Source organism: Ruthenibacterium intestinale (assembly GCF_040096265.1).
Classification (GTDB): domain Bacteria; phylum Bacillota; class Clostridia; order Oscillospirales; family Ruminococcaceae; genus Ruthenibacterium; species Ruthenibacterium komagatae.
The window spans coordinates 1-14,628 of the sequence record NZ_JBBMFA010000018.1 but is presented as its reverse complement, the minus strand read 5'-3'; the positions used below and the strand labels follow the sequence as shown (position 1 = coordinate 14,628).

General features: G+C 54.1%; 19 protein-coding genes. 1 reads left to right on the top strand and 18 read right to left on the bottom strand.

Annotated elements, in window-relative coordinates; genetic code table 11:
• Positions 1-62 precede the first annotated feature (62 nt).
• From WMO24_RS00435 to WMO24_RS00350, 18 genes are all read right to left on the bottom strand, one after another.
• Positions 63-221 carry a hypothetical protein gene (locus WMO24_RS00435; protein WP_349214075.1) on the bottom strand — a complete coding sequence of 53 codons (159 nt, stop codon included), beginning with the start codon at positions 219-221 and terminating at the stop codon, positions 63-65.
• Between the two features lie 235 nt (positions 222-456).
• Positions 457-1,176 (bottom strand): hypothetical protein, encoded by a 720-nt coding sequence (locus tag WMO24_RS00430; RefSeq protein ID WP_349214073.1) that lies wholly within the window; start codon positions 1,174-1,176, stop codon positions 457-459.
• Positions 1,173-1,499 carry a hypothetical protein gene (locus WMO24_RS00425; protein WP_349214071.1) on the bottom strand — a complete coding sequence of 109 codons (327 nt, stop codon included), beginning with the start codon at positions 1,497-1,499 and terminating at the stop codon, positions 1,173-1,175. The genes WMO24_RS00430 and WMO24_RS00425 overlap by 4 nt, the downstream gene beginning before the upstream one ends.
• A 60-nt stretch (positions 1,500-1,559) precedes the next feature.
• A complete protein-coding gene (locus WMO24_RS00420; protein ID WP_349214069.1) occupies positions 1,560-1,889 on the bottom strand; it encodes a hypothetical protein in 330 nt (109 codons plus the stop codon).
• Positions 1,890-2,161: 272 nt separating this feature from the next.
• Positions 2,162-3,226, bottom strand: a complete 1,065-nt coding sequence (locus WMO24_RS00415) for an ABC transporter ATP-binding protein (protein ID WP_349214067.1) — start codon at positions 3,224-3,226, stop codon at positions 2,162-2,164.
• A complete protein-coding gene (locus WMO24_RS00410) occupies positions 3,226-4,224 on the bottom strand; it encodes an ABC transporter ATP-binding protein (RefSeq protein ID WP_349214066.1) in 999 nt (332 codons plus the stop codon). Before WMO24_RS00410 ends, WMO24_RS00415 begins: the two co-directional genes overlap by 1 nt.
• A 16-nt stretch (positions 4,225-4,240) precedes the next feature.
• Positions 4,241-5,287: an ABC transporter permease gene (locus WMO24_RS00405; protein ID WP_349214065.1), complete on the bottom strand. Its 1,047-nt coding sequence runs from the start codon at positions 5,285-5,287 to the stop codon at positions 4,241-4,243.
• A 17-nt stretch (positions 5,288-5,304) separates the two neighbouring features.
• Entirely contained in the window at positions 5,305-6,222 is a 918-nt protein-coding gene (locus WMO24_RS00400; protein WP_349214063.1) for an ABC transporter permease, read from the bottom strand.
• Positions 6,223-6,576: 354 nt separating this feature from the next.
• Positions 6,577-6,837, bottom strand: coding sequence for a hypothetical protein (locus WMO24_RS00395; protein ID WP_349214061.1), 261 nt, complete (start codon positions 6,835-6,837; stop codon positions 6,577-6,579).
• 521 nt (positions 6,838-7,358) lie between these two features.
• Positions 7,359-7,832, bottom strand: a complete 474-nt coding sequence (locus tag WMO24_RS00390) for a metallophosphoesterase family protein (protein ID WP_349214059.1) — start codon at positions 7,830-7,832, stop codon at positions 7,359-7,361.
• A gap of 11 nt (positions 7,833-7,843) precedes the next feature.
• A complete protein-coding gene (gene rsmI, locus WMO24_RS00385; RefSeq protein WP_349214057.1) occupies positions 7,844-8,671 on the bottom strand; it encodes a 16S rRNA (cytidine(1402)-2'-O)-methyltransferase in 828 nt (275 codons plus the stop codon).
• Positions 8,668-9,381: a tRNA1(Val) (adenine(37)-N6)-methyltransferase gene (locus WMO24_RS00380; protein ID WP_349214056.1), complete on the bottom strand. Its 714-nt coding sequence runs from the start codon at positions 9,379-9,381 to the stop codon at positions 8,668-8,670. Before WMO24_RS00380 ends, rsmI begins: the two co-directional genes overlap by 4 nt.
• A 69-nt stretch (positions 9,382-9,450) precedes the next feature.
• Positions 9,451-9,621 (bottom strand): 4Fe-4S ferredoxin, encoded by a 171-nt coding sequence (gene fdxA / locus WMO24_RS00375; protein WP_349214054.1) that lies wholly within the window; start codon positions 9,619-9,621, stop codon positions 9,451-9,453.
• Positions 9,622-9,798: 177 nt separating this feature from the next.
• Positions 9,799-10,650 (bottom strand): PSP1 domain-containing protein, encoded by an 852-nt coding sequence (locus tag WMO24_RS00370; protein ID WP_349214052.1) that lies wholly within the window; start codon positions 10,648-10,650, stop codon positions 9,799-9,801.
• A gap of 82 nt (positions 10,651-10,732) precedes the next feature.
• Positions 10,733-11,638 carry a DNA polymerase III delta subunit-related protein gene (locus WMO24_RS00365; RefSeq protein WP_349214050.1) on the bottom strand — a complete coding sequence of 302 codons (906 nt, stop codon included), beginning with the start codon at positions 11,636-11,638 and terminating at the stop codon, positions 10,733-10,735.
• On the bottom strand, positions 11,638-11,961 hold the full coding sequence (locus tag WMO24_RS00360; protein WP_349214048.1) for a cyclic-di-AMP receptor: 324 nt from the start codon (positions 11,959-11,961) through the stop codon (positions 11,638-11,640). Before WMO24_RS00360 ends, WMO24_RS00365 begins: the two co-directional genes overlap by 1 nt.
• Positions 11,962-12,066: 105 nt before the next feature.
• Entirely contained in the window at positions 12,067-12,720 is a 654-nt protein-coding gene (locus tag WMO24_RS00355; protein ID WP_349214047.1) for a rhomboid family protein, read from the bottom strand.
• 343 nt (positions 12,721-13,063) lie between these two features.
• Positions 13,064-13,933, bottom strand: a complete 870-nt coding sequence (locus WMO24_RS00350) for a YitT family protein (RefSeq protein ID WP_349214045.1) — start codon at positions 13,931-13,933, stop codon at positions 13,064-13,066.
• Positions 13,934-14,142: 209 nt separating this feature from the next.
• On the opposite strand from WMO24_RS00350, the gene mscL reads away from it, so the two are divergent.
• Positions 14,143-14,538: a large conductance mechanosensitive channel protein MscL gene (gene mscL / locus WMO24_RS00345; RefSeq protein WP_349214044.1), complete on the top strand. Its 396-nt coding sequence runs from the start codon at positions 14,143-14,145 to the stop codon at positions 14,536-14,538.
• The last annotated feature ends 90 nt before the right edge of the window (positions 14,539-14,628 follow it).

The window sequence follows — 14,628 nt, the reverse complement described above, 5'->3', positions numbered from 1 at the left end:
CTTCATTCTACCAGAGTTCTGCAAACCATGTCTTCTTTTATCCTCTTTTCAATTTGCGAAACTTATTGTACCTTATCGGGACCAACCTGAACCACCAGCTGTTTGCCCTCGCCGGAAGCGGTGCCGTCGGCCGTCGCGCCGGATGTCTCGGAGCCGCCGCAGGCCGTCAGGCCCAGGCTCAGCGCCATGACAACAGCCAGCATGCAAGCCAGTTTCTTCATGGGAGTTCCTCCTGTATCAAATCAAAAATTTGCCTCTTTTGCAGGTGAGGCAGACTTTTTCTATTATACTCGTCCGCGCACGGGATACAAGATTGTTTTCCGATTTGTTACCATTTTGCAATTTTATCATACCAACATCTATATTTCATTTTTTCATGACACAATCTTCGCATTCTGATAAGCTGTTATTATAAAAAGAGATGTGTTGTGACACATCTCTTTTTCATTTAATTTTTCACATTTCAAACAGGTCAGATATATTTGCGTTTATTAGTTCCTGGCAGTTTTGTGGGTCTTCTAAAAGAACCTGAAACAACCAATCTCCTTTTTCCCAGCAAAGATACTGTCCGGATGAATTTTTGTTCAAAAAATAGCCATTGTCTAAATCTTCGTATGAAGACTTATCAAATTTCATGCTGCTTTTTGCTTGGTCAAATCCACTAACCTGCAATGTATGATCTGAATTTTGGTAAATCGCCACCACAGAAATTATCTGCTCTGAAAGAATTGGCACCTCAAAAATTTGATTTAACTCATTTTTCCCGTCCCAAACGCCAACTTCTTGGAATATTGGCATTTCTTTATTTACAATATTTATAGAGTAAAATTTGTAGGAATTAATTTGTGATGGCACAATCAGGTCAGGATAATATTCCATTACACTATTATAATCAGTAATTGGGTTATTGCCTCCCGACACAATAATATATTTTCCTTTATACCTAAATCCATACTTTTGATTAGGAGCTAAGGTCAAAACATCAATCTCTTTACTTGCAGCCTCAGAATACTCCTCAAATTTCTCCTTGATTGTATTGTAATCAGACGGTTGTGACCCCTCTTCTGAAGAACTTAGATCACTGGAAGAATCGACCATTTCGCCGTAATCCATTGCGCAACCTGAAAGCAGACATACGACCAAAAATACTATGGCTATTCTAAAAAAACGAATCATCCCAATCCTGTCTCCCAACCGCAATAAAAGTTTCTGGCTGTAATTGTATCGCTTACAAGATATACAACTCCACAATTATTACACTCTTGATATTGACGTTTATGCGTTGTAACAAGAAAATCCTGATACCCTGGGTGGTTATGTTGACAAGGCCCTGCAAATATTTCATCTTCCATACGAGTAATCGGAATCATTGAACCACGATCACAATTCATACATGCTACCCCACGCCTCAAAATCACTTCATTTGAATCAGCAAAAGCAGGAACTGTCAAAAGAACGGCGGAAAGAAGTACGAAAAACACTTTTCTGCTCTTTTTCATAAAAATCCTCCTTAAAAGGGACGCCATACTTTCTCAATTAAAAAATCATTCCTGAAATAATTATAAATCATGCGAGCAATAGAAACCGTCATAGAGAAAAGTCTCGCTCTCCATATAGCCCCATCCACACCTGTTACACTGCATAAAGACCCTTAAATAGACTTCATAGAATACATCTTCCTCACCCATCCATCCATGATCGCACGGTTGAGAATGATAATCCGTCTCCTCGCGTGTCACTTTTACCAATCCACCATTACAATTCGCACATGGTAACAACCGCATAGTACTCGGAGAAGTTGCATCATCCGCCAGGGCATAAGTACCTGACACTGCCATAATGAATAAAGCTGTTAAACTGACAATCGTTTTAAATACTTTTCTTTTCATTTGTTCTCCTCCTTCTATACAATATTCCGAAGCTGAATTGATGCGAATTAAAAAACAGTTCACCTCCTTTTTAACAAACAAAACAACTCTCCTTAAAAAGCTTTAAACATCTTTCTTTGCAATTTCATGATATCATTTTTGTATACTAATTTCATTAATTTTAACTTTTTGTAATAAATTTTATATATTTTATCAATTTACCACTTAAAAAAAGCCCCCTCATCAGAGGGGGCTGAACATTGAAGAATCTCAAACAAGAAAATAGAACCTCTTTATTTTACCTTGTCCAGGTGATGGCAGGCAGCGTAATGGCCGGGGCCAACCTCGGTCCACTTGGGCTGTTCCTGTTCGCACAGTTTGTCCGCGAAGGGGCAGCGCGTGCGGAAGTGGCAGCCGGACGGAGGATTCACCGGGCTGGGAACGTCGCCCTCCAGCACAATGCGCTTGGACTGGCGGCTGGTCACAGGGTCGGCGATGGGAATGGCGGAGATCAGGCTGCGGGTATAGGGGTGAACGCTGTGGAAGGTCAGCTCGTAGCTGTCCGCCAGCTCCACCATGCGGCCCAGATACATGACGCCGATCCGGTCGGAGATGTGTTTCACCACGGAGAGGTCATGGGCGATGAACAGATAGGTCAGGCCCTCTTTCTCCTGCAGTTCCTCGAACATGTTGACCACCTGCGCCTGAATGGACACGTCCAGCGCGGAGATGGGCTCGTCGCAGACGATGAATTCCGGATTCACCGCCAGAGCACGGGCAATGCCCACGCGCTGACGCTGGCCGCCGGAGAACTCGTGCGGATAGCGGTTGGCGTGCTCCGAGTTCAGGCCCACGCGCTCCAAAAGCGCAATGATCCGATCACGGCGATCCTGCTTGCTGGCAGCCAGATGATGAATGTCAATGGCCTCGCCCACAATATCGCCCACGGTCATACGGGGGTCCAGGCTGGCATAGGGATCCTGGAAAACGATCTGCATTTTGCGGCGGTAGGGCAGCATGTTCACCGCTGTTTTGCGGCCGTATTTCACATTGCCCTTTTCATCCGTCTGCACGGTGCCGTCCTCGTTGTAGAGGGGCACGTCACCGGAATCGAAAATGGTCTCGCCGTCGTAGATGATGCGGCCGGACGTGGGCTCGTACAGACGCAGCAGTGTGCGGCCCGTGGTGGTCTTTCCGCAGCCGGATTCGCCCACAAGGCCCAGGGTCTCGCCCTTGTTCAGATAGAAGGAAACGTCGTCCACCGCTTTGACGACCTTTTTCTCAAAGAACTTGGAACCCGCGACAGGGAAGTACTGCTTCAGGTTCTGCACTTCCACCAGCTTTTTGTTCTGTTCCATCACGCGTTCCCTCCTTTTTCAAACTCTTCTTTCTGCAGCAGCCAGCACGCGCTGTAGTGCACGTCGGAGATATCCGTATAGGCGGGCATCTCCCGCAGGCAGATCTTCATGCAGCTGCCGCAGCGGGGTGCGAAGGGGCAGCCCTTGGGCGGATTGAGCATATCCACGGGCGTTCCCTCGATGGGCACCAGCTTTTTGTGCTCCTTCTCGTTCAGCTTGGGAATGCTGCGCAGAAGGCCGCGGGTGTATTCATGCTTGGGATTGTAGAAAATATCGTCGGTGCTGCCGTACTCGACCACCTTGCCGGCATACATGACGGCAATGCGGTCGCACATGGAGGCCACCACGCCCAGATCGTGGGTGATCATGATGATGGCCATGCCCAGCTTCTCTTTCAGATCCATCATCAGCTCCAGGATCTGCGCCTGAATGGTCACGTCCAGCGCCGTGGTGGGCTCGTCCGCAATCAGCAGCTTGGGTTCGCAGGCAAGCGCAATGGCGATCATCACGCGCTGGCGCATGCCGCCGGAAAGCTCGTGGGGATACTGTTTCAGCCGTTTCTCCGGCTCATTGATGCCCACCAGCGTCAGCAGCTCTTTCGCGCGCTCTTTGGCCTGCGCACGGTTTTTATTGGTGTGCAGCAAAATCACTTCGCAGATCTGATTTCCGATGGTGTACACCGGGTTCAGGCTGGTCATGGGGTCCTGGAAAATGATGGACACCTCGTTGCCGCGGATCTTGCGCATCTGTTTCTCGGTCATATCGTTGATGCGGTGGCCGTTGAAGTCCAGCGTGCCGCCGATCAGACGGCCGGGGTAAGCGGTCAGGCCCATCAGGCTGTACGCCGTGACGGACTTGCCGGAACCGGACTCGCCCACGATGCCCAGAACTTCGCCCTCTTTCAGATGAAGAGAGACGTCGTTCAGCGCCTTCACTTCGCCCGCGGGAGTGAAGAAGGAGAGGCGCTCGTTTTGAATGTTTACCAGATATTCGCTCATAAAGCTCTTCCTCTCCTTAGTTCTTCAGTTTCGGGTCGAATGCGTCGCGCAGGCCGTCGCCGAACAGGTTGAAGCTGAGAATGATCAGGCTGATCAGCAGCGCGGGCGCCAGCAGCAGATGCGGATAGGTGCGGAAGCCATTGATGGCGTCCGACGCAAGGGAACCCAGGGACGGCATGGGAACCGCCACGCCGATGCCCAGGAAGGACAGGAAGCTCTCGGTAAAGATCGCGGAAGGAATTTGAAGCGTTGTGGTGACGATCAGCGTGCCGATGCAGTTGGTCAGCAGGTGCTTTTTGATGATGCGGCCGTTGGAAGCGCCCAGCGCACGGGCGGCGGTCACGTACTCGCTCTCTTTCAGCATCAACACCTGGCTGCGGACGATGCGGGCCATGCCCACCCAGTACAGCAGCGCAAACACCACAAAGATACTGATCAGGTTGACGCCCAGTTTCTGGATCCATTCAAAGCCGGGCAGGGTAGCCAGCTGCTTCATGGGCTCTTCAAAGGCCACCGCCAGCAAAATGATGATCAAAATATCCGGCACCGTGTAGATAATATCGGTGATGCGCATCATCACCATGTCCACCCAGCCGCCGAAGAAGGCAGACACCGAGCCGTAGATGGAGCCGATGACCAGCACGATGGCCGAGGCCACCAGGCCGACCAGCAGGGAAATGCGGCTTCCCATCATCACGCGGATGGCATAGTCACGGCCCAGCTTGTCCGTGCCCAAAAAGTGGGGGAACACACTCTCGCCGGCATCGATCAGCGCCTGCTCCTGCTCGGAGTACTGCATGGGCGCCAGGCTCTCAGAGCCCCGGATCTGCTGGTCGTAGGTGTAGGGATAAAAGCTGGGGACGATGAAGGAAAACACCATGACCAGAAGAATGATAAACAGGCTGACCATGGCCACTTTGTTTTTTACCAGTCGGCGCAGACCGTCTTTCCAAAAGCTGACGCTCTCGCGCATGACAACGAGACTTTCTTTTTCCTCATTGGAGGCCGGGAGAAAATCCTCGGGCTTCAGTTTGAGCTGCATGCTCAAAGGGTTCTTTTCCATGGAATTTTCTCCTTTCCTTATTTCAGCTGAATGCGGGGGTCGACCAGCTTGTACACCAGGTCTACCACCACGTTCATGAAGATGACCAGCGCCGCCAGGAAGATGGTGGTGCCCATGATGATCGTGTAGTCACGGTTCAAAATGGAGCCCACGAACTCGCCGCCCAGGCCGGGGATGGTGAAGATTTTTTCCACCACGAAGGAACCGGTCATGGTGTAAGCCACCATGGGGCCTACATAAGTGACGACCGGAAGCACCGCGTTGCGCAGCGCATGTTTGAACAGGCTCTTGCTCTGAGAAAGGCCCTTGGCGCGGGCGGTGCGCATATAGTCCTGTCCCAGCACGTCCAGCATGGACGAACGCATCAGACGGGCAATGTATGCGGTGGGGTAGAAGGCCAGCGCCACCACGGGCATGATATAGTGCTTCCAGCTGGTCAGGCCCACCACCGGCAGCCACCCTAAATTATACCCGAATATATACATCAGTATGGTACATATGACGAAGCTTGGCACGGCAATGCCGCAGGTGGCGATCACAATGATGATATTGTCCAGCGCTTTGCCGCGGTTCAGCGCAGCAAGGCAGCCCAGAGGGATGCCGATGGCCAGCGCCACCACAATCGCCATGCCGCCGATGCGGGCGGAGACAGGGAACTTCGTGGCGATAATGCTGGACACGGTGCGTCCGCGCTGACGCAGGCTCACGCCCAAATCGCCCTGGATCGCTTTCAGCATATAATTCTTGTACTGAACGGAAACGGGCTGATCCAACCCGTATTTCTCATTCAGAGCGTCCATCGCTGCCTGGCTGACCGCCTTTTCAGCGGAGAAGGGACCGCCGGGGACCATGTTCATCAGAAAGAACGTCATGGTCGCGACCAGGAACAAGGTCAACAGCGCGAAGGCCACTCGTTTTACGATGTATTTCAGCATCGCATTCAACTCCTCTTTCCTTACTTCCTCGTTTTTGCGGAGAATTTGGCTGTTCTCAAATTGCGGACACAGCAAAAACTCCGTTTCCCCGCAAAAAGAACTCAACAAAAGAAAGACGGTGTTCAAAAACGCCTTTAAACACCATCCTTTTCCGCCTTTGAATCTTCATTCTATCAATTTTCACTCCTTTTGTCAATTTCTGAACATGGATATTTGTCGCCCACGCAGAGAAAATGTTGTTAAAGGAAGTTCAAATTCTGTCATTTTTGTAAAATTGTAGTTTGTATGCGTACAGTTTTACGTAAAAAAGCGGCCTGCCAGATCGGCAGGCCGCTTTTGCATGATGCTGAAAAATTACTCAGCGACAGACTCACTCTCCACGGAAGAAGCCTCGGAAGTGGAGTCAGCCTCCACAGAGGAAGCCTCAGAAGCGTCCTCGCTCTCCACAGAAGAAGCCTCGACAGAGGAAGCCTCAACGGAGGAAGCTTCCACAGAAGAAGCCTCGCTGGTGGAGTTCGCAACGGAAGAAGCAGCAGTAGAAGTGCTGTTGCTGCTGCAAGCAGCCAGGCTCAGAGCCATAACCAGAGCAGCAGCCAGAACCATCAATTTTTTCATAAGTATATACCCTCCTAAATGTACGCCGCCGGAATTTCGTCCGCATCTCTATTTTCGAACGAATGTACGCAGGTTTTTCAACCGCTCACAGCGACTGAAAGTCATTATAGCCATGTTCACAGCTTCGTTCAACCCCTTGGGCCAAACCTTTACCGAACTGTATATTTTCCATCACATTTCTTACACATTTCTCGTTGCATTGTACATTTTGCTTTTTTCTTGAAGAAAACATTTGTAGTGTTCAGACAAATTCGACACGCTCTGTACATTCCGCACGAAAAAGGCCGAAAAAAGGGAATCGCCCCTGTGCCTTGCAGCACAGGGGCGATCGAAGGGGTATCTCTCTTGGTGTGAGGAGGAATCATGTACAGAAACCCGGATTGCGGCTTCCGTGTTTCTGTGATTCTTATTATAAGCAGGAATTGCGTCAGTTATTTGAAGGGGTTATGAACAATCTGTAAATAGTCCTGCGGTTTTTCACCGATTTTTCTCAAAATTGTCGAACCGCCGCAGAAAAGCTGTCAGTCCACCACACCGAAAGCCGCATCCAGTTTTCCGTCTTGCACCGTCAGGATCCCGTAACTGCCGGATCCGCGGTCGCTGGAGATGGAGCCCGGGTTAAACAGGACCAGGGAATTCCAGCGCTCCATGCGCGCCCGGTGCGTATGTCCGTACAGCGCCACCTGCGCGCCCATCTGCCGGGCCTGGTCCGCCAGCAGTTCCAGCCCGGTTTTCACACCGTGCAGGTGACCATGGGTATAATAAAAATTCATGCCTCCAAAGGGCACCAGGCCCTCGGCGGGCAGAAAGCTGGCAAAGTCACAGTTGCCCCGCACACAATAGAACCGCCGTTCGGGGTAAGCACCTTCGATGGTCTCCACGTCCCGGGCGCCATCGCCCAGAAACACCACGTCCAGCGCGTCGGGATGGGCGTCCAGCGCCGCGCTCAGCCGACCGGCCTCGCCATGAGAATCGGATAACACCAACAGTTTCATGAACATACTCCTCACTGAATACAGTGTTTATAAATCTCGCTTTTGGAAAAGGGGCTCTTGGCAGCGGCCGCTTTGGCGGCGGCTGTGGCGCTCATTCCTTCCTCCATATACTGGCGGGCCATGGCCACCGCATCCTCCAGGCTCATCTCTTCCGCCGGGCGTTCCGGCGCGCCGGCCAGCACCAGAACAAACTCGCCCCGGGGCGGATTTTCCCGGTACCAGGCTTCGGCTTCACCCACCGTGGTCACACGGATCTCCTCATGAAGCTTGGTCAGTTCCCGGCACACGGTCATGCTCCGGTCCGGCCCGAAGGTATCCAGAAAATCCCGCAGGGTCGTGGGCAGCTTGTGGGGAGCCTCGTAAAAGATCATGGTGCGCGGCTCGTTTTGCAGCTGAGCCAGCCGGTCCTTTTTCTGGCGCCGGTTGGTGGGCAGAAAGCCCTCAAACACAAAACGCCCCGTCACCTGACCGGACACACACAGCGCCGTGACGGCCGCGCTGGCCGCAGGCACCGGGCACACGGGAATGCCTCTGGCATGGGCGTCCCGCACGATGACCTCGCCCGGGTCGGACACCGCAGGCATGCCCGCGTCGGAACAAAGCGCGCAGTTTTCACCGGCCGCGATGCGGTTCAGGATATACTCGCCCCGCTCCTTCAGGTTGTGTTCATAATAGCTGACCAACGGCTTTTTGATTCCCAGATGATTGAGCAGTTTCAGCGTGACGCGGGTATCCTCCGCCGCGATAAAATCCACTTCCTCAAAGGTCCGGGCCGCCCGGGGCGTCAAATCGCCCAGGTTCCCGATGGGGGTTGCCACAATGTAAAGGGTGCCGCTCATGGTTTTTCCTCCCTTGTCTGGCCGTATACAGCCAGAATTTCGTCGCTGGGGCTGCGGTCTTCCCGCTGTGTGATGAAAACCGGCGCCACACGCATGCCAGGCGCGCGGTTTTTGTGCCCTTCCAGCAGAAAGAGCACCGGCTCCCGGTCCGGCCGGGCCGCCACAAACTGAAGGCGTTTGGGCTCGATGCGCACGGCGCGCATGGCGGCAATGGCATCGGCCAGGCGCTCGGGCCGCTGGCACACGCACAGCCGGCCGCCGTCCCGCAGCAATGCGGATGCGGTATGGCACACATCCGCCAGCGTGCAGGTGCGCTCGTGGCGCATATCCGCCCGGGCCGGGTCCGGGCTCTGCCGGCCACCGGTGAAATAGGGGGGATTGCAGCACACCACGTCAAACAGGCCCGCCTCCCGGGGCCGCCAGGAACGCAAGTCGCCCAAAACCGGAACAATGTGCTCGATCCGGCCTTCCGCCAGCGCCTGCTGCAGCAGCGCCAATGCGCCGGCCTGCAGCTCCACCGCATAGCAGGGGCCCCGGTGGCCCCGGTCATGCCAGCGCAGGGGAATGATGCCGCAGCCCGTACCCAGATCGCAGACGCGCTCTGCCCGCCGCACCTTGCAGAAGGCGCTCAGCAGCATGGCGTCCTGCCCAAACCGGTACGCGCCGTCCACAAACACGGCCGTGCCGTTCACAAGACGTTCCGTGTGCACTCCTTCCGCTCCTTTCCGACAAAAAACAAGGCGGGCATCCGCCCGCCTCGTCCTGATTCATATGGGATCTCAGCCCTCGGAAATCGCACCGACCGGGCACTCGCCAGCGCAGGTACCGCAACTGATGCAGGCGTCCGCGTCGATCACGTATTTGCCGTCACCCTCAGAAATCGCGCTCACGGGGCAAACACCCGCGCAAGTGCCGCAGGATACGCATTCGTCACTGATCTGATAAGCCATACTTCTTCCATCCTTTCCTCCGCGCATGTTCAAGTACGGCCACACCTGCCAAAGCGCGGACGGCACATGCGGCTTTTGTCCCGAAGGACCTGTAGTTTCCTACGTGCTATTATTGTATCATAAAACGCAGATTTTTCAAGGTCTGATTCCCGCACAGAGCACCAAATTTCAGCAGCTTTACACTTCGGGTTCGGGCTCTTCGGGCTGCGGCACGCGCTTTCCGCCCCGCAGATACTGACATTCCGACTTATGGAAGGTCTTGAACACCGTGGTGGAACCCTCCAGCCGCACGCGCAGCGAACCGGCGATGACGTTGACTTCCACCACTGTGCCCTCGCCCTCGGGGGTCTTGACCACGCTGCCCACACCCGGGGTGACGCGGTTCAGATACTCATAGGCGGGCTGCTCGTAAGCCAGGCAGCACATCAGGCGGCCGCAGCTGCCGGAAATTTTTGTGGGGTTCAGGGAAAGGCCCTGTTCTTTGGCCATTTTGATGGAGACCGGCTGAAAATCTTTCAAAAACCGGCTGCAGCAAAAGGGCTGGCCGCAGATGCCAAGGCCGCCCAGCATCTTGCTCTCGTCCCGGACGCCGATCTGCCGCAGTTCGATGCGGGTGCGGAACACGCCCGCCAGATCCTTGACCAGCTCGCGGAAGTCGATGCGGCCGTCCGCCGTGAAATAAAACAGGATCTTCGAACGATCCAGCGTATACTCCACGTCCACCAGCTTCATGTCCAGCCCGTGCTTTTGAATGCGCTCGGTGCAAACTTCAAAGGCGTGCTTTTCATCGGCCCGGTTTTTCTCCATCCGGCGCACGTCCACGGCGTCGGCCATACGGGTCACCGTCTTCAGCGGCTTGACGATGCTGGCATCGGGCACTTCGTGCACGCCCTGCACCACTTCGCCGCACTCGGTGCCCCGGGCAGTCTCCACGATCACGTGGTCGCCCTTGACGATCTCCAGTTCGCCGGGTGCAAAATAATACTGTTTGCCCGCCTGTTTAAAGCGGACGCTGATTACTTTTGTCATAAACGTTCCTTCCGCTGCCGTGGGCGGGGGTGTCAGTGCCGCTGCCTACGGCGCATGATTTAGGCAGCGCTTCAAGAGAAGTTCAGGCGCACAGCCGGATGGCCAGATTGGTCAGCGCCAGTTTTGCGTTGACATTGGCCGAGACGGCGCGCATCGTGGAAAAAGCGCAGGGAAGGCACACGGCCGCACGCTGCGCGTCCACAGGGATGTCCGGCGTGCCGCGCAGCGCGGCGCTGCACACATTGCTGAAAAGTTCCAGCAGGCGCAGCGCGCCGAAGCGGTCTTTTTCATAGCCGGACAAAAGCGCCATGGCGCCATAGGTATCGCGCCGGTGGGCGCACTTGGCCAGAGCCATGGCATCGTTCAGGCAGGACTGCTGCTGCGCATCTTCCAGACAGCGCCGCGCGCTGCCGATTTTGCCGCCGAACACGCTGGCAAGCCGCGCGCAGCTTCGCTTATCCGAAAAATGTTCCTCCAGGTAGCGGGTGCATTCTTCCACGCTGACCGGCGCCAGGCTGTAGGCGCAGCACCGGCTGCGGATGGTGGGCAGCACCATCGCCTCTCCGGGGGCCGTCAAAAGAAACAGCACCCCTTCGGGCGGCTCCTCGATCACCTTTAAAAGCGCGTTGGCGCTGGCGGCGTTCAATTTGTGCGCGCCGCGGATCAGCACCACACGGCCCTGCGCGGACAGAGCGGTGTTGTACACCTCTCTGCGCACTGCGCGCACCGCGTCGATCTTGATCTCGCCGGAAGCGCCTTCGCCTTCCAGCGTCAGAACTTCGGCGCTTTCGCCGGCCAGCACCTGTGCGGCGCCCGGCCCGCCCTGGGGATAAAGATAATCTGCGGCCAGGCAGCGCGCCGCGAAACCCGCGCCCGTGCCCGCCTCGCCGCAGAGTAGCACACTATGAGAAAGCCGCCCGGCCGCCAGTGCGGCCGAGAGGCTTTGTTTGAGCATATCATTGCCCCAAAGGGCATCCAATGCAGCCATTACAGCTTTTCAAAACGTTCGACATTGGTGACGAACACCGTTGCGCCGCCCACGGTTACTTCCAAAGGATACGCCGTGGTCACGCCGATGCCATAGCTGGCAGTGCTGGGAACGACTTCTTTGCGCTGTTTTGCGCAGGAAGCGATCAGCTCCAGGCAGTGATCCACCTTTTCATCCTCCGTGCCGATGAGAAGCGTCATGTTGCCCGCCATCAGAAAACCGCCGGTGGTCGCCAGACGGGTCACGGAAAAGCCGCCCCCGGTCAGCGCCTTGCAAACCGCGTTGGAGTCCTCTTTATTGACAATTGCCGTGATCAGTTTCATATGTACAACCTCCTTTAAGGTTCGAGCGGCAGGGAACGCCTCTCTTTTATTTATTATACCACAACCCGGGCGCCATGCAGTACTTTTTTTAAAAAAAGTATTTCATCAACGCCAATTGTTGCGCCAGTTGCGCCGGTTTTTCGCGTAGCGGATCTCCTGACGGGCCATATTGAAAAAGTCGCTGCCGAAGAACAGCAGGAAATTGATCAGGGAGAAGAAAATGCTGCCTTTTACATACCAGGGCCCGAACACAAACTGCAGCAGGCAAATGCCGCCCGAGATCATGCCCAGATATTTTGCCTTGACCGGAATCAGGAAGAAGAACAGGAACTGCATATCCGGATACAGCATGGCAAAGGCAAAGAACAGGGAAAGGTTCAAATAGGTGCCTGTGCCGATGCCGAAGAGTGCCGCGGAAATGACCGCGCCTACCATGCCGCACAGATAGTACACGTTGAAACGGAAATCGCCCCAGGTGCTCTCCAGCCCATGGCCGATGAGGTAATTGCAGTACAGTGTGATCGCCAGCATAAAGACACCCATGCTGCCCGGCACAAACACAAACGTCAGCACACGCCAGATCTCTCCGTGCATGACCGCAGGCCAGTACAGCATCAGGCGGTTGGACAGGGCGATGGCCGGCGTCAGCTGATCCGCCAGATACACCAGCAGCTGGCCCATCACAATGACCATCATCAGGTTATGGATGCAGAAGTTGCCGTGCTTGCGCTCCAGCCGGTAGACCCATTTCATGAACATGATAAAACCCTTTCAGCGCACACATTTGATTTTGTTGTATCCCCCTGCAGTGGTATGCGCCGCACCACAGTGTGTAGACCATTGTAGCAAACTCCCGGCTGCAATTCAACTGGTTGTTATCCATTGCCCGAATTTTTCCGGGGCGGCTTGTTGAAAACTTTCACGGAAAAACCAAATGTTTAAACAGTTTCAACCGAGTTTTCAACAAAAACAGTGGAAAACTCCCTATACAATGTGTAAAACTCTGTTGAAAAGTTGAAATTGTATCTTAAAACCAAAAATTACAATTGGTACAAATCGGAACGCTTTTTTAAACCGTGATATGCACTTTTGTGCAGCGCCTTCAGACCGTCTGACCGGGTTTTTTGAACCCTTCTCCGAACACTTCATTGGCCTCGGTGATCATCACAAAAGCATCCGGGTCAATCTCATGTGCGGCATTCTGCACCTTATAAATTTCGGATTTGGAACAGGCGCACAAAATCAGTTCCCGGGGCGCGTCGGAATAGGCCCCGGTGGCCTCGATCAGCGTCGAACCGCGGCCCACCGTTTCGTCGATGTGCTGGGAAATGCGCTTGGCCTCGGTGGTGATGATGATGGCCAGCTTTCCGGCGCCCGCGCCGTACATGATCTTATCCACCACCACAGACGCGGCAAAGGCCGAGACCACGCCGTACAAAACCGCGTCCATATTGCCGTAAACAGGCCAGCCCAGCACAATGATGGCTCCGTCCGCCAACATGGTGATCTGCCCCATGGAAAAATGGGGAAACAATTTTTTCGCAGCCACGATCAAAAAATCCGTGCCGCCGGTGGACGACCCGCGCATATAAATCAGTGCAAGGCCCGCGCCCATGGTCACGCCGGAGAACACCGCCGCCAGGAAGGGGTTGCCTGTGTACATGGGGAACAGAGGAAACACCACGTCCAGAAACAGCGTGCTGATGGCCATGGTCTTCAGGCTCTTAAACAAAAACCATTTGCCCAGTACCCGGTAACTGACAATGACAACGGGGATGTTCAGCACCAGAGACATGGTGCCGATGGGAAGGTTCCAGAGATAGTTGAAGATCAGTGCCAGGCCGGAGATGCCGCCGGGCGCAAAGTTGGAAGATTTTGCGAAGGTATACACGCCCAGCGCATACAAAATGCTTCCCGCCACATCATACGGCAAATCCATCATAAAATCTTTGACTTTTCCGTCGAACTTCATACCGCAGCTCCTTTTGCATTCTTTCTTCCTTATTATATACGCTTTCCATTCAGATTCAAGGGGGGCGTCATCCGGCGGGCACAGCCCCTTCAAAACAACAAATGGATTGGAATGCTGCAGCAATTTCACTCTATTTTTTCATTTTTCATCTTTTCTCTGCTGAAAAAATACGGTATCATAATGCACAAGAATCTGGAAAGGAAGATGAAATGATGAAACGTTGGGTGAGAGAGTTTCGGGCGTTTGCTTTGAAAGGAAATGTGGTGGACATGGCCATCGGTGTTGTGGTCGGCTCGTCTTTCACGGCCATTGTGAACAGTCTTGTGGGAGATGTGATCACCCCTTTGCTCACACTTCTTTCGCCGGACAGCGCGGTGTTTGAATCCCTGACCATTGGCGGCGTGGTGATGATCGGCAAATTTATCAACGCGATCTTATCGTTTTTGATGGTTTCCGGCTGCATGTTCCTGCTGGTGCAGGGCATCAACCGCCTGACCCGCCGGGCAGAAAAAGAAAAGGCAGCGGCGCCCGCGCCGGCTCCTTCCAAAGAGGAAGTGCTTTTGACCGAGATCCGGGATCTTCTGAAAGAAAACCTTGCGCAATAATTTAAAAAGCCGCTCATCCAGCTGGATGAGCGGCTTTTTCTGTACAAAAATGGCGGCAGGCCGAAGCCTGCGCCAAAAGGATTGCGAATT